The following is a 20,103-nucleotide window of genomic DNA, read 5'->3' on the forward strand; positions in this document are numbered from 1 at the left end:
GGTCAGCTCCGTCCGAACAGGCGGCCGAGGAAGCCCGTGCCGGTCGCGGTCGTGGGCTGTTCGGCGTGGCCCTCGCACCACTGGGCGGCCGGGACATTGCGGCGCACGTCGGCGACGTGCTGTCCGCAGCCGTCCCAGGTCGTCTTTCCGCAGGTGGCGCAGGGAACGGGATAACACATGAGCAGGTCCTCTCCGGTGATTCGCTCTGTGGGGATTCGGAATACCCCCTGAGGTATAGTACGATACCGAAGGGGGTATACGCAATCCGCTCCCCGGACCCGCATGGAAGAAGGACCATCCCAGTGAGAACGATCATCGTCGGCGGAGTCGCCGGAGGCATGTCGGCGGCGACCCGGCTGCGCCGACTGGACGAGTCGCGCGACATCGTCGTGTTCGAGCGCGGCCCGTACGTCTCGTACGCGAACTGCGGCCTCCCGTACTACGTCGGCGGGGTGATCCGCGACCGGTCGTCGCTGCTGCTGCAGACGCCGCAGTCGCTGGCGTCCCGGTTCCGGCTGGATGTCCGCACGGGCCACGAGGTCCTCGCGATCGACGCCGCGCGGCGCACCGTCCGCGTGCTCGACCTGGCGAGCGGCGAAACGTCGACCGAGGGCTACGACGAGCTGATCCTGGCCGTCGGCGCCTCCGCGCGGGAGGCGGCAGGACATCCGGGCATCCCCACCCACACGCTCCGCACCGTCGAGGACGTCGACGCGATCGGCGCGTTGGTGGACGCAGTGGCCGACCACCCGTCGGCACTCGTCGTCGGGGGCGGTTTCATCGGGCTCGAGGCCGTCGAGAACCTGGTGCGGCGCGGCATCCACGTCACGCTCGTCCAGCGCGGTCCGCACCTCCTGAGCCCGCTCGACCCGGAGATGGTGGTGCCGCTGGAGGCCCAGCTCCGCAGCCGCGGCGTGGACGTGCGCACCGGCGTCACGATCGACACGGTGGAGGGCGGCGTCGTCGTCCTCGCCGACGGGGGCGCGCTGCGTCCCGACTTCATCGTCGACGCGTCCGGCGTGGTGCCGAGCGTGGACCTCGCCCGCACGGCCGGCGTGGCGCTCGGCGCGACCGGCGGCATCGCGGTCGACGCCCGCAACCGCACCAGCGACCCGCACATCTTCGCGGTCGGCGACGGAGTCGAGAAGGTCGACGCGCTGTCCGGCGAGGACGTGCTGGTCACGATGGCCGGGCTGGCCAACCGGCACGGCCGCTCGGTCGCCGACGTGATCGCCGGCCACGACGAGCGCAACACGCCCGCGCTCGGCACCGCCATCGTGAAGGTGTTCGAGACGGTCGCGGCGAAGGTCGGCTGGAGCGAGCGGCAGCTCGTGACGGCCGGGCGCGAGCACCGCGTCATCCACACCCACCCCGCCTCGCACGCGACGTACTACCCGGGCGCGCAGCCGATGTCGATGAAGCTGCTGGTCGACCCGGCGACCGACGCGATCCTCGGCGCGCAGCTCGTCGGCGGGGAGGGCGTGGACAAGCGGATCGACGTCCTCGCGGTGGCGATGGCCGGCGGCATCACCGCCTCCGGGCTGGCGCGCCTGGAGCTCGCCTACGCGCCGCAGTTCGGCTCTGCGAAGGATCCGGTGAACCAGCTCGGCTACGTGGCCGACAACCTCCGCACGGGTGCGACCCGCGCGATCCAATGGCACGAGCTGGATTCGGCGCTCGCAGGCGGCGCGACGCTGGTGGATGTCCGCACCGCGGCGGAGCACGCGGCCGGCGCGATCCCCGGCGCCGTCAACATCCCGGTCGACGACCTCCGGGACCGGCTCGCCGAGCTGCCCTCCGGACCCATCGTCGTGCACTGCCAGGTGGGGCAGCGCGGGCACACCGCGGCGCGCATCCTCGCCCAGCACGGATTCGACGTCGCGAACCTCGACGGCGGCTACCGGACCTGGGCCGCGGGAGCGGCGACACGGGAGCGGGAGCCGGTCGCCGCCTAGGGCAATGGATAGCCGATCGTCAGGTTCTCCCCATGTGACGTAAGAATCCGTCAAGAATTCGCCGGGATGGTGGAGGTATCACCTAGCGGAGGAGGGACGGATGGCGACCTGGACACGAGGCAAGCGGATCGTCGGTGTGCTGACGACAGTGATCGGCGTCGGCAGCGTGACCGCGGCGGGAGCCGCCGGCGCGGTGCTGTTCGACACGACTCACACCAAGCACGCCGCGGCGGCGCAACCGGTGGGCACTCCGGCGGCCACGCCGTCCGCGACGCCCACGCCGAACGCGACGCCGGCCCCTGCCGCGCCCGCCCCGACTGCGGCTCCCGCTCCCGCCCCGGCCGCACCGGCTCCCGCGCCCGCTGCCCCGGCTCCCGCCCCCGCTCCGGTCCAGCCGAGCCAGGGCGGGTCGTCCAGCAGCACGTCGTCAGGCTCCTGATGCGAAGGCCGACGGAGGGGAGCGACGATGAGTGAGCTGCTGTGGGCCTTCGGCCGCGCGTCCGGCCTCATCGCGCTGCTGCTGTTCACGCTGACGCTGGTGCTCGGCATCGTCACGCGCTCCGGGCGTCCGCTGCCCGGGATGCCGCGGTTCTCGGTGTCGCTGATCCACCGCAACGTGTCGCTGCTCGCGTGCGTCTTCCTCGTGCTCCACGTGGGGACGCTGATGTTCGACTCGTACGCCAAGCTCTCGCTGCTCGACGTCGTCGTGCCGTTCGCGGGGTCGTTCAAGCCGTTCTGGCAGGGCCTGGGAACGGTCGCGTTCGACCTGGTCGTCGCCATCACCATCACCGGCCTGCTGCGGAGGCGGATCGGCCAGCGCGCCTTCCGCTTCGTGCACTGGTTCACCTATGCGATGTGGCCGATCGCCGTCCTGCACGGCATCGGCAACGGGACGAACGGCACCAGCGGCTGGTTCCTGCTGATCACCGCCGGGTGCACCCTCCTCGTCGCCGCGGCCGTGATCTGGCGGTTGTCGGCCCGCTTCGTGGAGCACTCGAACACGCGGCGCCTCGCCGCCGGACTGCCCTACTCAGGGAAGAGGGACGACGCATGACGATGACGATGGAACCGACCACGTCGGGAGGCTCGATGCGCGCCGTGGACGCCGGACGGCTGTTCGCCGCCGGGCACAGAGCGTCGCTCGACGCGCACCTGCGCGCCTACGGCGAGCTGCCCAAGCGGAACCCCGACGCGATGCTCGCCGAGCTGGAAGCCTCCGGGCTGACCGGCCGCGGCGGCGCCGCCTTCCCGGCCTGGCGGAAGCTGTCGGCCGCCCTCGACGCGGGCGGACGGCGCCGCGGCCGTGCCCCGATCCTCATCGCGAACGGCACGGAGGGTGAGCCGCTGTCCTCGAAGGACGCCGTGCTGCTGCGTAATGCGCCCCACCTCGTGATCGACGGCATGATCGCCGCTGCGAAGACGATCGGCGCGCGGAACGTGCTCATCGTGGCCGAGGGCGACGCCCTCCGCGCGGTGGAGCGCGCGATCGCCGAGCGGCAGGACGCGCGCGGGATCGAGGTCGTGGAGGGCGCGGGCGGCTTCGTCTCCGGTGAGGCCGGCGCCCTGGTCAACCTGATCGAGAACGACGACCCCCGCCCGGTCGACCGCACCAAGCGCCTCACGACCTCGGGTCTCCGCGGCCGGCCGACCGTCGTCCAGAATGTGGAGACCCTCGCGCACGTCGCGCTGATCGCCCGCCACGGCGCCCGTTGGTTCCGTTCCGTCGGCGATCCGGTCGACCCCGGCACCCGCCTGGTGACCGTCACCGGCGACGTCCCGAAGCAGGGCGTCTACGAGATCCGCACCGATGCCACCGTGCGCGAGACCCTGGCCGCCCTGCAACTCGACTTCGCGACGGTCTCCGCCGCGTTGATCGGCGGCTACCACGGCGCGTGGGTGCCGGCGCAGGCTTTCGACCTCCCGCTGACCGCCCTCGACCTCGCGCCGTTCGACGCCGCACCGGGCGCCGGGATCATCCACGTGCTGGGCGACGACCGCTGCGCGCTCGACGTGACCGCCGGGATCGTGAAGTACCTGGCCGGCCAGTCGGCCGGGCAGTGCGGCCCCTGCATGTTCGGCCTCCCGACGATGGCCGACCGCTTCGCCGCCGTCGCCTCCGGTCAGGCCGTCGCCGAGAACGCCGCCGACCTCGCCCGGATCACCGGCCTCGTCGTCGGTCGCGGCTCGTGCCACCACCCCGACGGGACGGCGCGGCTCGTGCGCAGCGCGCTCACGGTCTTCGACCATGACGTGCGCTCGCACGCCCACGGCCGCTGTGTGCGGCGGGCAGCCGCTCGATGAGCAGCCACCACGCCCTCCACATCGACTGGACACGGTGCGACGGCCGAGGCCTCTGCACTGAGATCCTCGACCGCGCCCTCACGCGCGACGACTGGGGTTACCCGGTCTCGCTGCGGGGTGAAGAAGGCTCCCGGTCCGACGTGCCGCTGCGCGCCGACGAACTCGACGCGGCGGACGACGCCGTCGCGCTCTGCCCGGTACTGGCGCTGAGGCGGGTCGCTTTGTAGTAGTCCCGCCAGATGACCCGGTGCAGCGGGATCCAGCGCGGGATGGTGCGCAGGCCCGGGATGAACGGCAGCAGGGCGAGCAGGACCGTCAAGACGCCCATGATCAGCACGACGACCAGGTCGGCGTTCGGGAGCGACGCGAACGGCTCCACCTGGTAGAAGAGCGAGAAGAGCCACAGCCACGCCTGCCCCGGCGTGTTGCCGGTCTCGTTCATCATCCCCCACTGGTCCCCGGTGAGGTGCTGGTCCGCCGCGAGGTTCTGGAAGTACTGGCCGTCGCCGAGGAAGAGGATCGCCGGCGTGTGGTTCAGCGGGTAGAAGCCGCTCTGGCTGGCGAGCGCGCCGTCGAGAGCGCCGCTGCGCGCCATCCCGCTGAGCGACGCGATGATCGCAGGCACCGGGCCGTAGTCGCCGGAGGACGGGCTCGGCAGCGTGCTGCCCTTGTCGGCTGCGAGCGCCTTCTCGTACGCGGCCGTCCACTTCGCCTGCTGCGCCGGGGAGGCGTTGGTCCAGCGCGACACCGCAGACGGTACCGACGGCAGCGTTCGCAGCGGCCCGATGACGAAGGCTTTCGCGGTGTCGATCGGGAGGCGCACGCCCGACAGGCTCTGCAGGTCGAGCGGGCCGAGGGTCTGCGTGGCCCCCTGCGTGTCGTTGTAGGGCGGTCCGTACTGCGCAGTGTCGCTGGTGCCGCCGAGCTCGGCCGTCGCGGTCGACGCGAAGTCGACGGGATCGCTCGCCGACCACGAGGCGAAGGTCACGCCCGGCTCGTCCGGCGAGCCGAACACCGCGGCGAGCCCGAGCGTCAGGAGGCCCACCACGACGAAGCCGATGGTGACCTCCTTGAAGAGGTCGTAGTCGCGGACGCGTCCGTGCCACGGCCGGCCGGCGACATCGTCGTGGCGCCGCCAGGTCATGCTGGGTGTGCGCTTCATCGCGGCCCCTCCGATTCGTTGTAGGAGTGGACGACCTGGTCGTCCGTCTCGGTCGCGTCGATCGGCGGAACGACGCCGTGCACGCGCACCAGGAGGACGTGCAGCACGACGATCGCGCCGACGCCGATCGGGAGAAGCACGATGTGCCAGGTGAACATCTGACCGAGGTCGGCGGCGTTGAACCAGGCGCCGATCCCGACGGCGTTGAGGGCGTCCTTGCCCTCGAAGGCGATCCACTGCGAATCGAAGTTGGTCTGCAGCAGGTAGCCGGTGAACGCCGCCGCGATCGACACGGCGAAGGCGATCACGCCCGTGATCCAGGTGAGCACCCGGCCTCCGCGCCACGCGGCCATCCAGTACTTGCCCCACAGGTGCACGACCATGAGCAGGAAGAACAGCTCGACGCTCCACAGGTGGACGCTGTTCGTGAAGTGCCCGAGGCCCGAGGAGTGGTACCAGGCGGGCCCGTTGAGGCTGAGCACGAGGCCGGAGAGGATCACCACCGCGAGGGCGGCAAGCGACGCCATCCCGAACACATAGATCCACGACGAGACATAGCTGGGCTGGTCCTGCGGCAGGAGCTTCTGCGGCGGGAGGCGCTTCAGCAGCCAGCGACGCGCGCGGCCCGTCCAGGTGTAGATCTCCTCGTCCTGGCCGGCGGCCGGCGGTTCGCCTGCCGGCTCGGCGGACTGTCGAGCCGGCCGTTCCTGCGTGCTCATCGCCGGCGCCTCGCCTTCGGGAACGGCAGCAGCAGCGCCAGCGCGAACAGCACGAGCATGACCACGATGACGATGAGGTTGCCGAGTTGGATGGTGAACCCACCCCAGCCGAGATAAATGCCCGGCGCGCTCGCGACGATGTCCACGGTTTCTCCTTCGGTCGGGACCAGCGTGATGCTCGAACGGATCGGCGGGCGGGCCGAAGGTCCCGCCGGTTCGAGGCGGCCCTGCGGCCGTCAGGGCGCGAGCGCGTCGATCGCGGCCTGGTTCGTCCCGTAGAGGGTCCGGTCCTCGAGCAGGCCGAAGTGCTCGAGGCGCAGTTCGAGGTCGGGGCGCACGCGCGAGTAGTGCAACAGCACCCCGTGTTCGCCCAGCCAGCCCTGGACGGCGCGGAATCGTTCGGCGGCGGTGACGTCGATGTCGGTCACCGCCTCGAGGTCGAGCACGATGTGCTCGAGAGGGTCGGGTCCCGCCTCGGTCACCGCCGTCTTCACCGCCTCCTCGAACACCCCGGCGTTGGCGAAGAACAGCGGTGCGGCGAAGCGCAGCACGATCAGGCCGGGAGCGGTCTGGGTCACCTCGCCCTCGACCGGCAGGAGGGAGTGCTCGGGGGAGCCTGTGGTGCTCAGCACGTCGATCGCCGGGTTCGCCGCGCGGCGGGCGAGGTTGACGAGGGCGAGGACCACGGCGATGACGATGCCCGCGACCGGCCCGATCAGCAGCGCGGCGAGGAAGCAGGCGACCGCGATCGCGAACTCGAACCGCGACAGCCGCCAGAGCGAGACGAACTCGCCGACGTCCAGCAGCGGGAGCACGGCGACGGCGACGATGGCGCCGATGGTCGGCGAAGGGATGTGTTCGAGAAGGGCCGTCCCGAAGACGATCAGCAGCAGCGTGCCGGCCGCCGTCACCAGTGCGGGGAGCTGGCTGCGTGAGCCCGCGTGGTCCATCGCCGCGGTGCGGGAGGTCGACGACCCGATCGTGAAGCCGCCGGTCAGGCCGGACGCGATGTTCGCCGCGCCGAACGCCAGCAGGTCCCGGTCCGGATTCACCCGGTAGCCGCGGCGCTCGCCGAAGGCGCGGGAGACCAGCAGCCCTTCGCTCATCGCGACCATCGTCAGCGACAGCGCGGACGGCACGAGTGCGAGCCACTGGGACCATTCGATGACGGGCCAGGCGAACGTCGGTGCACCGCGTTCGACCGGACCCAGGGTGCGGACGCCGAGGCTCTCCATCCCGGCGAACGCCACCACGGAGGTGGAGGCCACGAGCACGATGAGCGCCCAGGGCACGAGCGGGGCGAACCGCCGTCCGAGGAGGAGCACGACCAGCGACCCGGCCGAGATGGCGATCGCCCAGCCGTTGGCCCCGCCCAGCCCGGCGACGAGCTCGGACACTCTGGTGATGAACTCCGCGCTGCTGGTGATCCGCACCCCGAGCATCGTCGCGAGCTGGCTGACGAGGATGTCCAGGGCGAGACCGCTCACGAAGCCGATCAGGATCGGCTTGGAGAGGAAGTCGGCGAGGAAGCCCAGGTTGAAGACCGCGCAGAGCACGAAGACGACGCCGCCGATGATGGCCTGGGCGAAGGCCAGCGCGAGGTAGTCCTTCGAGCCGGCGACCGCCATCCCGCCCAGCGAAGACGCGACCAGCGCCGACGCCGCCGCGTCGGGCGACGCCACGAGCTGGCGCGACGAGACGATGAGGGCGTAGACGACCGCCGGGACGATCAACGCGTACAGCCCCGTGGCCGGCGGCAACCCTGCGATCTGGGCGTAGCCCAGGTTCACCGGGACGGAGATCGCCAGCAGCGTCACCCCGGCCAGCAGCTCGCGCGGGAGCGTGCGGAGCGTCAGTCCGGCGAGGACACGCCCCCGGAGGAGGTGCGAGACCGACAGCATGGGTCAGCCGCCTTCGCCACTGTTCCCGCCGCTCTGTCTGCTGTGCGGTTCACGTCTCCTGCGGGTGGCCCTCCTGCTCGGGCTCGCCGGTGGCCTCCAGGATCGCGAGCTCCTCCAGCTCCTCGAGCTCCTTCCTGCCGAAACGGCGATCCACCCCGAACAGGTAGACGGCGTCGAGGACGCCGAGCGTGTTGGTGAGCAGCAGCGTGACGAACCAGGGCTTGCTGCCGTTCCTGGCTGCACGCCAGAGGGATGCGCCCTTCCAGGCGAGACTCCAGGCGACGACCGCGACGACGAGGACGCGTCCGGCGGTCGGCACGTCGTGCATCCCCATCCGGGACGCTTCGTAGTGGTTTCTCATGGGGCCATTGGACCGCCCGCGCCTCCGGCACGGCAAGGGTCGAAGGTCCTGGCAGAGGGGCACCGACTGCAGGCAGGCTCGACATCGAGCCGATCGACGTGAGGAGTCACCCATGCCCGACCAGATGACGCGCGAGGAGATCGACGACCTGCTGGGCAGCCGCCTGGTCGGCCGCCTCGGGATGATCTCCGAAGGACAGCCGTATGTCGTCCCGATCTCCTACGCCTATCGCGACGGCGCCGTGTACTGCCACAGCGCGCAGGGCAGGAAGGTGGAGGCGCTGCGGACGCAGCCGGAAGTCTGCTTCGAAGTGGACGAGCTGGACCACATCGATCGTTGGCGCAGCGTGATCGGGTGGGGACGGTTCGAGCAGCTCGTCGGCGCGGAGGCCAAGACGGCCGTGCAGCTCCTGGTCGATCGCTTCCGACCGCTGGTGTCCGCCGCGACCGACGGTCACCAAGGGGCCGAGCTGGGAATGATGCGCACGCTCGACATCCCGCGGCTCCCCGAGGCGCAGGCCCAGGTCGGCCGGCCGTCCGCAGCCGCGGTGGTGTTCCGGGTGAACCTGCACACTCTGACCGGTCGGATGGAGGGGGACTGGTGACGATGGCGACCGACGGGCGCACGGTGGTCGGATTCGACGGCTCGCCGTCGGCGTGGCGGGCCCTCGACTGGGCAGTCGACCGGGTCGTCGAGCGCGGAGGCGCGCTGGAGGTGGTGCACGCGATCGACACGCGCCTCGGTGGGGCCGTCTTCGGCCCGCGGTTCGACCTGGAGACCACGGTCGAGACCGGGCTGAAGCAGGCGAGGAACCATGTCCACGCGCTCGCGCCGGACGTGACGGTGCAGGTCCGCTGGGCCGAAGGCCCACCGGCGAGCGCGCTTCTCGGTGCGGCGGCGGGCGCCGCTCTGCTGGTGGTGGGGACCGACAAGGGGCCGCTGCTGAGTGGAGCGCGGATCGGCACCCTCCCCTTGAAGCTCGCGGCGAAGGCCGATTGCGTCGTCGCTGTGATTCCGGCGTCGCCGCGCCCGGAGCGGAACGTGGTGGTCGTCGGCGTCGACCGTTCCGCGTTCGCACGCTCCGCTCTGGCGCTCGCGGTGACCGAGGCGAGCTGGTCGGGCGCGCAGGTCGAGGCGGTGCACGCCTGGGACGTGCCGGAGGCCCTCCACTCGGCCATCGAGTCCGGCGAGCACGCCGACCCGGCCTTCCTGAAGCGCGAGCAGGCGGTGATCCCGGAGGCCGTCGCGGACGTCCCGATCGCCCGGGCGGCGCCGATCACCCCGATCCTGGTGCGGAAGAACCCGGCGCAGGCGCTCATCGAGCAGGGCACGGGAGCCGTCGCCATCGTCGTGGGGACGCGCGGGCGTGGCCGCTTCGCCTCCTCACTGCTCGGCTCGGTCAGCCACGATGTGCTGCTGAATCTCCCGTGCCCGGTGCTGGTCACGCCGAAGGAGTACTCGTTCGTCGTGCCGAGCGGGTCGGACGGACGCGACGACTGGTGAGGGACCCGGGAGGCCGCGGACTTCGACGGCCGCGTCGGCGATCGACACACCGGGCTCCTCTCTCCATTCCGCTACTGCCGAGGCGGCTCGCTCGTGAGGATCGGTTGCGCTTCCGGCGGCGCCGTCGCGGGTGACGCCGGAGGGGTCGTGGTCCCCACGCTCCAGGGCCGCTGCCGGTACAGCTCCAGCAGTTCGGCGCCGAGTCCGAAGAACACCATCGCCAGCCAGACCAGGATGTTGAGCAGCGGGATCTGCAGCCCCACGAGCAGGATCAGCCCGCCGACGAACGACTGGAGCACCGGGTGGGAGCGGCGCAGCACCAGGCGCCCGAGGTAGTGGGCGCCGACCAGGAACGTCGCGAGCGTCAGCACGACCCAGATCAGCAGGGCGGCGAGCGCGAGAGGGGCGCCGACGATCGTCACGAGCAGGAACAGGAGCCCGATCGGGACGACGACCGCGGCGACGAAGCCCACCAGGAGCGCCCGCCACGGCGACGGCAGGAGCCGGTCGGTGACGCGCTGAAGCATGCGGGGGACGAGCAGACCGGCGGCGAGGGTGAGCAGGCTGAACGCGACGAGGGCGTACAGGAAGCCCAGGAACCAGCCCAGTACTGCGGCCCACGGGGAGATCTGGACGGTCGACGTCTGCTGGGTCTGGACATGCTTCACGGTGCCGGCGACCGCTCCGTCGGCGATGTGCGCCGTTGTCGAACTGGCGTAGGTCACATCGCCGCCGACCGTCCCATCGATCCGGAGGTCGCTGACGCTGACCAGGAGGTCCCTGCCCACGGTGCCTGCGATGCGGGCGGAACCGGCCGTCGCGACGAGGTCGTTCCCGACGGACCCGTTGCCGTCGACGAGGAGATCGGAGGCGAAGATCGTGCCGCTGCGGGCGACATCGCCGGTGATCGTGACGGCCTGCCCGGCAAGCCGTACGTTCCCGTCGACGTGGCCGCTGATGGTGATCGTCTGGGCCGCCGCGATGACGTCGCCGGTGACGTCGCCGCTGACGGTGACGTTCTGCCCGGCGGCGTAGACGTCGCCGTCGACGGTGCCAGAGACGTCGACCGTGACGCCGCTGTAGAAGTGCGGTCCCATTCCGTCGGCCGTCTGCAGCGGCGGCGATGCGGCCGACGCGCCGAGGGTCAGGATGACGGCGCCTGCCAGCACTGCCGCGCGGGTGAGCCGCAGAGCGCGTGAATGAATGTCCATTTCGGAGTTCCCCTTCGCAACCGGCGCGCCGTGCGCCCCAGGTTCAGGATCGACCGCGCCGACCGCGGGTCATAGGGCCGTAGGTCCCTGGTCCGCTTCCCGGCCGGATCACAATTCGAAGTCGCGCGTCTCCCCGGTGTGCAGCAGCACGGCCCGTCCCTCGACGCTCACGCGGACGGGCTCGGCGTCGCCGGCGGAGGACTCGAGACGGATCGAGCTGTGGGCGATGGACACGGCGATCCGCTGCGAGCGGTAGACGATCGTGAAATGCAACGACTCGAGCTCCGCCGGGAGCAGCGGATGGAACCACAACGTGTCCGCGCGTGTCTCGAGGCCGGCGTAGCAGCGCACGAGCAGGTCGACCGACCCCGCCATGGCCGCCAGGTGGATGCCGTTCCGGGTGGTGCCTCCCTGGATGTCGGCCAGGTCGCTCTGGACGGTGCGTTCCAGGAACTGCCAGGAGCGGGTGCGGTCGCGCCGTGCCTCCAACCAGGAGTGGACGACGTTGGAGAGGGTGGACCCGTACGTCGAGGACCGGGAGTAGCGCTCGACGGTGCGGACGATGGCGTCCGCGTCGAGCGGGTAGCCCATGTTCTCGAGGAGTTCGCGCAGCTCCTCGGCGGAGAGCAGGTAGAGCAGCATGAGCGAGTCCGGCTGCTTGGACACCTGGTACCGGTTCGTCGTGTCCCCTTCCGCGTTCAGGACCAGGTCGAGCCGCCCGGAGGTCGGATAGCGCTGGCGATAGCGGTCGAGGTCGATCGGCGCGAGGTCGTCGTAGCCGTCGAACTGCGACAGCGTCCCGTCGGCGTTGAAGACGATGCGCAAGTGCTGCGCCACGTGCGCCCAGTGGGCGAGCTCGTCGTCCGACACCGAGAGGGCGTCCGCGGCGTCCGAGTCGGGCCGACTCGCGATCAGCCGGACCGTGTCGGCCGCGCGCAGCAGCACCCAGGCGGTCATGACGTTGGTGTAGACGTTGTCCGTGAGTCCTGCGCCGGGCCGGTCGGGGGGACCGTCGTGGAACTCGTCCGGGCCCATCACGCCCCGGATCGAGTACCGGCCGCAGGCCTCGTCCCAGTGGGCGAGCGACGCGAAGAAGCGGGCGATGCCGACGATGAGGTCCGCGCCCTCCTCTGCGAGGTATTCGGCGTCGCCGGTCGTCTGGTAGAACTGCCACGCGCTGTACGCGATCGCCAGCCCGACGTGCCGCTGCAGGCGCGAATGGTCGGGGATCCAGCGTCCGGTGAGCGGGTTCAGCAGACGATCGGGAGTGACGTCCTCTCCGGTCGTCGCGCTCTGCCACGGGAACATCGCTCCGGCCAGGCCCGCCTCCGCGGCCGCGCGCAGCGCCTGCGGCAGACGCCGGTGGCGGTAGGCGAGCAGCGCGCGGCTCAACGCCGGGCGGCGAAGGGTGAGCAGGGGATACACGAAGAGCTCGTCCCAGAACACATGGCCGCCGTACGCTTCGCCGTGGAGCCCGCGCGCCGGCACCCCCGCGTCGAGGTCGGCGTCCGCCCGCGCCAGGGTCTGCAGGACGTGGAAGATGTTGACGTTGACGGCGAGACTGTGGTCGCCCGGCGGCTGGACGTCGACGGCGAACGCGGACCAGAGCCCTTCCCAGCGCCGGGCATGGTCGACGAGCAGCTCGGAGAACCGCGGTGCGCGCGCGACCCTGTCCGCGGCGGCCGCCTCGGGCCGGCCGGTCGCGCGGTCGCGCGAGGTGCTGACGCCGACGACCTTCTCGACCACCACGGGCTCGCCCTCGTCCAGGTCGACCGTGAACTCGTGGAAGGCGAGACCGCGCTGCTCGGCGTAGGTCGGCGCCGTCGGCAGCAGCACGCCGCCGCGATAGGTCCGGGTGCGTTGCGCCAGTGCGATCCGGACGCCTGAGGTGCGCGTCTCGGTGTCGACCAGGAGCGTGTCCTCTGACAGCTCGCGGTGCGATCGGAGCGCCAGATGCCGCCGGCTCCGCGCGGTGCCCACGGTGGCAGTGTCGGTGGTGGTGTTGCGCACCGCTGCGTCGATCCCGCTCCGGACGGTGACGGGCCCCGACCAGTTGCGGGCCACGATCGTCGCCTGCAGGACGGCGAGCCGGGGGTCCGCCTGCGAGAGGAACCGGCGGAAACGCAAGGTGGTCTCCCGTCCCGCGTCGTCCCGGACGGTGAGCACACGGCGGAGGACGCCCTGACGGAGGTCGAGCTCCTGCCGGTACTCGAGCAGCTCGTCGCGATCGGCGCCCAGCGGCTCTGCGCCTGGCGGCCGGAACGTCAACCGCAGCCAATCGGGCGCGTTGACGATCTCCTCGGCCGGAACACCGCCGTCGTCCACCGTGTCGTAGACGCCGGCGAGATAGGTCCCGGGGGAGTGGTGGCCGCCCAGCACCGCTTCTTCGGCGGCGCCCCGCGTTCCCCAGTACCCGTTCGCCACCGTGCACAGGCTCTCGCGGGTTCTCTCCGCCGCCGGATCGTAGCCGTCGAAGCGGAGCACCCAGTGCTCCGCGTCGTCGGTGGGCTCGATCAGCCCGGCTCCCCGCACGCCGAGGGCGTCGAGGCCCGGCACGACGATGTCGGCATCCGCGCGGCGCAGCGCGGCCGCACGGCGGGGTCCCTCGGCGATCCCGACGACGAGGCCGAAGCCGCCCGCAGCCGCAGCCGCGACACCCGACTCGGAGTCCTCCACCAGCAGGGCGTCCGCGGGCCGGGCCCCGAGCCGCCGGCAGGCTTCGCGGAAGAGCGCGGGATCGGGTTTGGAGGGCAGCCCGAGCGCCGCGGCGTCGGTCCCGTCGACGACCGCGTCGAACAGGGAGAGCGCCCCGGTCCCGCTGAGCACGAGCCGGGCGTTCCTGCTGGCCGTGGCCAGCGCCACGCGGACGCCGGCGAGGCGGAGCGCCCGAAGGAACGGCAGCGCGCCGGGCAGCACCGCAGCGCCGTGCACGCGGAGCTGCTCTTCGAACAGCTGCTGCTTGCGCTGCGCGAGCCGCTCCACGAGCGCGGCCGTCAGGCGCTCGGGCCCGACGCCGCGAGAGGCGAGCAGGGTCCGGATGCCGTCCTCCCTGCTCCTCCCGTCGACGTAGAGTTCGTAGTCGATCGGGGTGAACGGTCCGCCGCCCGGTGCGATCCCGTCGAGTTCGGCGCCGAACAACAGCGTCCAGGCCGTCAGATGGAGCTCCCTGGTGTCGGTGACGACCCCGTCCATGTCGAGGACCGCCGAGGTCACCGGGTGCTGGAGCAGCGGTCCCATTCCGGTGTCCTCCGATCCGTCGCCGTCGTCGGCTCCTGCACGATAGCGCTCGCCTCGCCCGTCGGGTGGGCCTTAAGCCCCTGTGGGCGCGGGCGCTGTCCTGGCTCGATGGGTCTCGGCTGACGGCGAAGGGGTGTTCTGTGCAGGAGGAGCGACCGACGCAGGAGGAACGGCCGACGCGCGAGCCGGTCGGACTCCTCTTGAGGGACCTCCGGTCGAGCACGGAGGGCCTCGGCAGCCGGGAGGCGGCGAGACGCCTGGCGGTCCAGGGACCCAATGCGCTGCCTGTCGCGCGACGTGCGGGCTGGCCGCGTCAGATCCTGCGCCAGTTCTCGCACCCGCTCGCCCTGCTGCTCTGGATGGCCGCGGTGCTGGCCTACGTCTCCGGCACGGCGGTGCTGAGCTGGGCGATCGTCGTGGTGATCGTGATCAACGCTGCGGTGGCGTTCCTTCAGGAGCGTCAGGCGGAGAGAGCGGTGGAGGCCCTGGCGCGCTACCTGCCGTTGCAGGCGCGCGTCCTGCGCGACGGCGCCCCCACCACAGTCCCGGCGGTCGACCTGGTCACCGGCGACGTGCTCGTGGTGTCGGAGGGCGACCGGGTCTCGGCGGACGCGCGGCTGATCGACGGCAGTGTCGAGGTGGATCTCTCGGCGCTGACCGGCGAGTCGGTGCCGGTGGTCAGATCGGCCGGCGGCGTCGACACCGCGGACCGGCTGGTCGATGCGCCCGACGCGGTGTTCTCCGGGGCCGAATGCACGTCGGGCGATGCGACGGCCGTCGTCTTCGCGACGGGCGCGGCGACCGAGCTGGGCCGCATCGCCGTGCTGTCCCGGCGCGGCTCGCCCGCCGCCAGCCCGCTGGAGCGTCAGGTCCGGCGCTCGACCTGGCTCATCGCGGGCGTCGCGGTCGGCGTCGGGGCGCTGTTCCTCCCGCTCGGGCTGTTCGCCGGGCTCACCGTCCCCGACGCGGCGGTCTTCGCGATCGGGCTGCTGGTCGCGAACGTCCCGGAGGGGCTGCTCCCCACGATCACGCTCGCGCTCGCCGTCGGGGTGCGTGTCCTCGCCCGGAGAGGGGCGCTGGTGAAGCAGCTGTCCGCCGTCGAGACGCTCGGGTCGACGACCGTGATCTGCACCGACAAGACCGGGACGCTCACCCGCAACGCGATGACGGTCTACCGGCTGTGGACCGTCGACGGCGTCCACGATCCGGTGGAGGGCGGCGGCGACCTCACGCGTCTGCTCCAGGTGATGGCCGACTGCAACCAGTTGGAGCGGACCACCGACCCGATGGAGGAGGCGCTGCGCGCGGCCGCCTCGGAGGCGGGGGTCGAGACGGCTTCGCGGGTCGCCACGTACCCGTTCGATCCGGAACGCAAGCGGATGAGCGTGGTGAGCCGCCGCGACGGCGCTCTGATGGTCTCCGTCAAGGGGGCGCCGGAAGGGCTGCTTCCGCTCTGCGCGACGATCAACCGCCCCGGCGGCGACGAGCCGATGTCGACGGAGCTGCGTTCGACGGCGTCGGCGGCGGTCGAGGAGTTCGCGCGACGCGGTCTGCGCGTTCTCGCGCTCGCCGCCCGTGACACGGCGGACGTGCCGTCCGATGCCGACTCCGCGGAGTCGGAGCTGTGCCTGCTCGGGCTGGTCGCCCTCCTCGATCCTCCGCGCCCGGAGGTCGCGGCGTCGGTCGAGGCCTGTCACAGCGCGGGGATCACCATCCACGTGGTGACGGGCGACAACGGGAGGACGGCGGCCGAGATCGCGAGACAGGTCGGCATCGGCGCCGACCGGGTGATCGGCGGCGCCGAGGCCGACGCGCTGTCCGAGCCCGAGCTGGACCGCTTCCTCGCCCAGCCGGGGGAGATCGTCTTCTCCCGCAGCACTCCGGAGGAAGCTGCGCATCGCCGAGGCGCTCCAGCACGGGGGCCAGGTCGTGGCGATGACCGGAGACGGGGTCAACGACGCGCCCGCTCTGCACCGTGCGGACATCGGGGTCGCGATGGGTCGGTCGGGCACCGACGTGGCGAGGGAGGCCGCCACGATGATCCTCACCGACGACAACTTCGCGACCATCGTCACCGCCGTGCGCGAAGGCCGGCGCGCGTACGACAACCTGCGCAAGTTCGTGCTCTACATCTTCGTCCACGCCGTGCCGGAGGTCGTCCCGTTCGCGGTATTCGCGCTGTCCGGCGGCCTCATCCCGCTGCCCCTCACCGTCCTGCAGATCCTCGCGATCGACCTCGGGACGGAGATCCTCCCCGCCCTCGCGCTGGGCAGGGAGCGCGGCGAGCCCGATCTGATGTCGCGGCGCCCGCGCCCGCGCTCGGAGCCGCTCATCACGCGTCGACTCCTGTTCCGGGCCTGGGCGCTCATGGGGAGCATCTCGGCCGCGCTCGCGATGGCGATCTTCTTCGCGGTGCTGGCGGCCGGCGGCTGGTATCCAGGGGCGCCCGTCGGCCAGGGGGACCCGCTGCACACGGTCTATCTGCAGGCGACCACCGCGACGTTCGCGACCATCGTCGCGTGCCAGGTGGGGACCGCGTTCGCGGCCCGCACCGAGCGTGCGTCGCTCCTGGCTCTCGGCGTCTTCAGCAATCGTCCGCTGCTGGCGGCGATCGGCGCGGAGCTGCTCTTCGTCGTGGCGCTGTGCCTGCTGCCGCCGTTGCAGCGCGTCTTCGGGACCGCACCGCTTCCCGGCTGGGTGATCGCCCTGCTGATCCCCTGTCCCGTCATCGTGTGGGCCGCGGACGAACTGATGCGGTGGAGGGCACGGCGCCGGGCAGCGCGCGCCGGTCGCCGGCGGGGCTGAGCTGCACGCCCAGCTCGGGGACGCCTTCCGGCGCCGGTCGGCCGAGCAGCTCGTAGACCACGGCGCCGTCGAGCGTCTCGGCCTCGAACAGGCGATCCACCAGCTCGTCGAGAGCGCCGCGGTTGCGCGAGAGGAGGTCGACGGCCCTGGCCTCCGCCTCCCGGACGAGACGTGCGACCTCCGTGTCGACCGCGCGCTGCGTCTCCTCCGAGTACGGGCGGTTGAGCGTGGCGCCGCTCTCGGCGGCGTCCTCCCCGGTCGGATAGCCGACCGGGCCGAGCGCCGGCGAAAGCCCGAAGTCCCGGACCATGCGGGTGGCGAGCGCCGTGGCGGCGGCGAGGTCGGAGGCCGCGCCCGTCGAGGCCTCGTCGAAGACGACCAGCTCGGCGGCCCGGCCGCCGAGGGCCACCGCGAGGCGGTCGAGGAGGGCCCGCTCGCCCTGGAGGTGGTGCTCGGCGAGCGGGAGCTGCTCCGTGGCGCCCAACGTGTCGCCGGCGGGCAGGATGGTGATCTTGTCGACGGGGTCCGCGCGCTCGCTCAGCGCGGCGACGACGGCGTGGCCGCTCTCGTGCACGGCGACCTGCCGCTTCTCCTCCACCAGCAGCACGCTGGAGCTCTCCCGGCGTCCCAGGATGAGCCGATCGCGCGCGGCCCGGAAGTCCTGGCCGCCGATGGACTCGCGCCCGGCGCGGACGGCTTCGATCGCCGCCTCGTTGGCCAGGTTCGCGAGGTCGGCGCCGGAGAACCCCGGCGTGCCGCGCGCGACCGACTCCAGGTCGAGCGCGGGGTCCAGGGGCTTGTCCCGGCAGTGCACCTCCAGGATCGCCGTCCGCTCGACGACGTTCGGGAGCGGGACGGTGATGTGCCGATCGAACCGCCCGGGGCGCAGCAGCGCGGCGTCGAGGACGTCCGGCCGGTTGGTGGCCGCGAGCACGACGACGCCCGACGAGGTCTCGAAGCCGTCCATCTCCGCGAGCAGCTGGTTGAGCGTCTGCTCGCGCTCGTCGTTGGACGCGTATGAGTTCGCGCCAGAACGTCGCTGCCCGATCGCGTCGATCTCGTCGATGAAGAGGATGGCCGGCGCACTCGAGCGCACCGTCTGGAAGAGGTCCCGCACGCGGGAGGCGCCGACGCCGACGAACATCTCGACGAAGCTCGAGCCGTCGACCGAGAAGAAGCTGACCTGTGCTTCCCCGGCGACGGCGCGAGCGAGCAGCGTCTTGCCGGTGCCGGGAGGTCCCACGAGCAGCACGCCGCGCGGAGCGGCCGCGCCCAGCCGGCGATAGCGCTCGGGGTGACGCAGAAAGTCCACGATCTCCGAGACCTCCGCCTTGACACCCTCGTAGCCCGCGACATCCGCGAACGTCGTCGTCCGCGCCGACGGCTCGAACAGCTTCGCCGAGGACCTGGTCACACCGAAGATCCCGCCGGAGGCGCCGGCGCGTCTCGCCATCCGCGCCATGAACCACCACACCAGCACGATCGGACCCAGGATGAGCAGCCACGTCCCCAGCGTCGACCAGATCGAGCCCTGGCTCGCGGGCGCGAAGGTCACGGCGACGTCGGCCGAACGCAGGGAGGCGAGGACCGGCTGGCCGGCGACCGGGAGCGGGATCACGCTCGTGTACTGTGCGCCGGACGTCAGCGTGCCGTCGACCGTCCCGTCGGCGTCGATCGTCGCGGTGGCGACTTTGTGCGCCTGCACGTCGGTCACGAACGCCGTGTAGGTCAGCGTCGCGGTCTGCCGGCCCAGGGCGCCCGGGAGGAAGACCGTCACCCCGATCCCGATCAACGCGAAGGCGAACAGGAGCCAGAGGATCCACGAGCGTCGCCGGCGGGGCTCGGAAACGGGCATCGTCATGTGCGCAGTCAAGCCTCGACGACGCTGCACGGGCAGGGTCGAAGGACCCGTGGACAGTCGGCCGTCGCGTCCTATCCTGCTCTCGTGAGCAACGCACCCGAGCGGCCGGCGCCCGTCCTGACTCTGACGGTGAACCCGGCCCTGGACATCAGCACGTCGACCCCTCAGGTCGTCGCGGAGCACAAACTCCGCTGCAGCACGAGCCGGCTGGCTCCCGGCGGAGGAGGGGTGAACGTGTCGCGGGTGGTGCACCGTCTCGGCGGGCGCACGCTGGCCGTGTTCACCGCGGGCGGCCCGATCGGCGAGGCCTACCGGCGCCTCGTCGAAGCGGAGCGGTTGCCCAGCATGGTCGTTCCGATCCGGGGAGCACCCGGGAGAGCTTCACGGTCGACGACATCGCGGACGGCAAGCAGTACCGCTTCGTGCTCGACGGCCCGGAGCTGAGCGAGGACGAATGGCGCCAGTGCCTCGACTACGTCTCGGACGCCGTTTCGCCGGGAGGCTATGTCGTCGCCAGCGGCAGTCTCCCGCCGGGGGTCCCTGACGACTTCTACGCCCGGGTCGTCGTGCTGGCGAGGGAGGGCGGCGCGCGGTGCGTCGTCGACTCGACGGGACCCGGGCTGGCCGCCGCGCTCGCCGAGGGGACGTTCCTGGTCGCTCCGAGCCTCCGAGAGCTCCAAGCCCACGTCGGTGCGGAGCTCGACGACGAGGAGAGCCGGTTCGCGGCCGCCGCCGAGCTCGTCGCGGCAGGCGCCGCGGAGTATGTGGCGCTCACCCTCGGCGCCGACGGCGCGCTGCTCGCCTCACGCGAGGGCGGATACCGGCTTCCGGCCCCGGCTGTCGAGGCGGTCAGCAGCGTCGGCGCCGGCGACAGCTTCCTCGCAGGCTTCGTGCTCCGGATGGCCCAGGGGCGATCCGTCGAGGATGCCTTCCGCACGGCCGTCGCGGCCGGAAGCGCGGCGGTGACGACGCCGGCGTCGGAGCTCTGCGGCCGGGCCGATGTCGAACGGCTGGAGGCCGAGCTGCCGACGCGAGCGGGCCGAAAGTCCCTGTAGCCGGCCCGGGCGCCGCCGTAGCGTGAGCCCGA

19 protein-coding genes and 1 pseudogene are annotated in these 20,103 nt (G+C 71.9%); 11 read left to right on the forward strand and 9 right to left on the reverse strand.

Annotation, left to right across the window (positions count from 1 at the left end; all coding sequences use genetic code 11):
* Positions 1 to 2: 2 nt before the first annotated feature.
* Entirely contained in the window at positions 3 to 179 is a 177-nt protein-coding gene (locus ACRAWC_RS16645; protein ID WP_431348722.1) for a hypothetical protein, read from the reverse strand.
* 123 nt (positions 180 to 302) lie between these two features.
* On the opposite strand from ACRAWC_RS16645, the gene ACRAWC_RS16650 reads away from it, so the two are divergent.
* The 5 genes from ACRAWC_RS16650 to ACRAWC_RS16670 all read left to right on the forward strand — a co-directional run bounded on the left by ACRAWC_RS16650 (position 303) and on the right by ACRAWC_RS16670 (position 4,483).
* Positions 303 to 1,955: an FAD-dependent oxidoreductase gene (locus ACRAWC_RS16650; protein WP_431348723.1), complete on the forward strand. Its 1,653-nt coding sequence runs from the start codon at positions 303 to 305 to the stop codon at positions 1,953 to 1,955.
* 100 nt (positions 1,956 to 2,055) lie between these two features.
* Positions 2,056 to 2,394 carry a hypothetical protein gene (locus ACRAWC_RS16655; protein ID WP_431348724.1) on the forward strand — a complete coding sequence of 113 codons (339 nt, stop codon included), beginning with the start codon at positions 2,056 to 2,058 and terminating at the stop codon, positions 2,392 to 2,394.
* 27 nt (positions 2,395 to 2,421) lie between these two features.
* On the forward strand, positions 2,422 to 3,009 hold the full coding sequence (locus ACRAWC_RS16660; protein WP_431348725.1) for a ferric reductase-like transmembrane domain-containing protein: 588 nt from the start codon (positions 2,422 to 2,424) through the stop codon (positions 3,007 to 3,009).
* Positions 3,006 to 4,256 (forward strand): NADH-ubiquinone oxidoreductase-F iron-sulfur binding region domain-containing protein, encoded by a 1,251-nt coding sequence (locus ACRAWC_RS16665; protein ID WP_431348726.1) that lies wholly within the window; start codon positions 3,006 to 3,008, stop codon positions 4,254 to 4,256. The genes ACRAWC_RS16660 and ACRAWC_RS16665 overlap by 4 nt, the downstream gene beginning before the upstream one ends.
* The gene (locus ACRAWC_RS16670; protein ID WP_431348727.1) at positions 4,253 to 4,483 is read left to right on the forward strand and encodes a ferredoxin; all 231 of its coding nucleotides are present in this window, start codon (positions 4,253 to 4,255) and stop codon (positions 4,481 to 4,483) included. Before ACRAWC_RS16665 ends, ACRAWC_RS16670 begins: the two co-directional genes overlap by 4 nt.
* 931 nt (positions 4,484 to 5,414) lie before the next feature.
* Here the strand turns inward: ACRAWC_RS16670 and ACRAWC_RS16675 are convergent.
* The 4 genes from ACRAWC_RS16675 to ACRAWC_RS16690 all read right to left on the reverse strand — a co-directional run bounded on the left by ACRAWC_RS16675 (position 5,415) and on the right by ACRAWC_RS16690 (position 8,399).
* Entirely contained in the window at positions 5,415 to 6,137 is a 723-nt protein-coding gene (locus ACRAWC_RS16675; RefSeq protein WP_431348728.1) for a cytochrome b N-terminal domain-containing protein, read from the reverse strand.
* Positions 6,134 to 6,283: a hypothetical protein gene (locus ACRAWC_RS16680; protein ID WP_431348729.1), complete on the reverse strand. Its 150-nt coding sequence runs from the start codon at positions 6,281 to 6,283 to the stop codon at positions 6,134 to 6,136. Before ACRAWC_RS16680 ends, ACRAWC_RS16675 begins: the two co-directional genes overlap by 4 nt.
* A gap of 90 nt (positions 6,284 to 6,373) precedes the next feature.
* The gene (locus ACRAWC_RS16685; RefSeq protein WP_431348730.1) at positions 6,374 to 8,038 is read right to left on the reverse strand and encodes a SulP family inorganic anion transporter; all 1,665 of its coding nucleotides are present in this window, start codon (positions 8,036 to 8,038) and stop codon (positions 6,374 to 6,376) included.
* A 49-nt stretch (positions 8,039 to 8,087) separates the two neighbouring features.
* Positions 8,088 to 8,399, reverse strand: a complete 312-nt coding sequence (locus tag ACRAWC_RS16690) for a DUF5652 family protein (protein WP_431348731.1) — start codon at positions 8,397 to 8,399, stop codon at positions 8,088 to 8,090.
* 112 nt (positions 8,400 to 8,511) lie between these two features.
* Between ACRAWC_RS16690 and ACRAWC_RS16695 the strand changes: the two genes are divergently transcribed.
* Together ACRAWC_RS16695 and ACRAWC_RS16700 are read left to right on the forward strand one after the other, a co-directional pair.
* Entirely contained in the window at positions 8,512 to 9,003 is a 492-nt protein-coding gene (locus ACRAWC_RS16695) for a pyridoxamine 5'-phosphate oxidase family protein (protein WP_431348732.1), read from the forward strand.
* Positions 9,004 to 9,005: 2 nt separating this feature from the next.
* Complete coding sequence (locus ACRAWC_RS16700) at positions 9,006 to 9,902, forward strand: universal stress protein (protein ID WP_431349471.1); 897 nt, start codon at positions 9,006 to 9,008, stop codon at positions 9,900 to 9,902.
* Between the two features lie 71 nt (positions 9,903 to 9,973).
* On the opposite strand, the gene ACRAWC_RS16705 is transcribed toward ACRAWC_RS16700, so the two are convergent.
* Complete coding sequence (locus ACRAWC_RS16705; protein WP_431348733.1) at positions 9,974 to 11,113, reverse strand: hypothetical protein; 1,140 nt, start codon at positions 11,111 to 11,113, stop codon at positions 9,974 to 9,976.
* Positions 11,114 to 11,221: 108 nt separating this feature from the next.
* A complete protein-coding gene (locus tag ACRAWC_RS16710) occupies positions 11,222 to 14,350 on the reverse strand; it encodes an HAD-IA family hydrolase (protein WP_431348734.1) in 3,129 nt (1,042 codons plus the stop codon).
* Positions 14,351 to 14,490: 140 nt separating this feature from the next.
* Here ACRAWC_RS16710 and ACRAWC_RS16715 point away from each other — a divergent pair.
* Positions 14,491 to 16,071 (forward strand): annotated as a pseudogene (locus ACRAWC_RS16715) (cation-translocating P-type ATPase); the annotation flags it as partial.
* On the opposite strand, the gene ACRAWC_RS16720 reads toward ACRAWC_RS16715, so the two are convergent.
* Positions 16,044 to 16,229: a hypothetical protein gene (locus ACRAWC_RS16720; RefSeq protein ID WP_431348735.1), complete on the reverse strand. Its 186-nt coding sequence runs from the start codon at positions 16,227 to 16,229 to the stop codon at positions 16,044 to 16,046. The pseudogene ACRAWC_RS16715 and the gene ACRAWC_RS16720 sit on opposite strands and share 28 nt — an antisense overlap.
* 56 nt (positions 16,230 to 16,285) lie before the next feature.
* On the opposite strand from ACRAWC_RS16720, the gene ACRAWC_RS16725 reads away from it, so the two are divergent.
* The gene (locus ACRAWC_RS16725) at positions 16,286 to 17,155 is read left to right on the forward strand and encodes an HAD-IC family P-type ATPase (protein ID WP_431348736.1); all 870 of its coding nucleotides are present in this window, start codon (positions 16,286 to 16,288) and stop codon (positions 17,153 to 17,155) included.
* Here ACRAWC_RS16725 and ftsH read toward each other — a convergent pair.
* A complete protein-coding gene (gene ftsH, locus ACRAWC_RS16730) occupies positions 17,076 to 19,016 on the reverse strand; it encodes an ATP-dependent zinc metalloprotease FtsH (protein ID WP_431348737.1) in 1,941 nt (646 codons plus the stop codon). The two genes, ACRAWC_RS16725 and ftsH, sit on opposite strands and share 80 nt — an antisense overlap.
* Positions 19,017 to 19,100: 84 nt before the next feature.
* Between ftsH and ACRAWC_RS16735 the strand changes: the two genes are divergently transcribed.
* Both ACRAWC_RS16735 and ACRAWC_RS16740 read left to right on the forward strand, forming a co-directional pair.
* On the forward strand, positions 19,101 to 19,460 hold the full coding sequence (locus ACRAWC_RS16735; RefSeq protein WP_431348738.1) for a PfkB family carbohydrate kinase: 360 nt from the start codon (positions 19,101 to 19,103) through the stop codon (positions 19,458 to 19,460).
* Entirely contained in the window at positions 19,439 to 20,071 is a 633-nt protein-coding gene (locus ACRAWC_RS16740; RefSeq protein ID WP_431348739.1) for a 1-phosphofructokinase family hexose kinase, read from the forward strand. Before ACRAWC_RS16735 ends, ACRAWC_RS16740 begins: the two co-directional genes overlap by 22 nt.
* Positions 20,072 to 20,103 lie beyond the last annotated feature (32 nt).

The sequence above is a fragment of the Leifsonia sp. L25 genome (assembly GCF_050632895.1).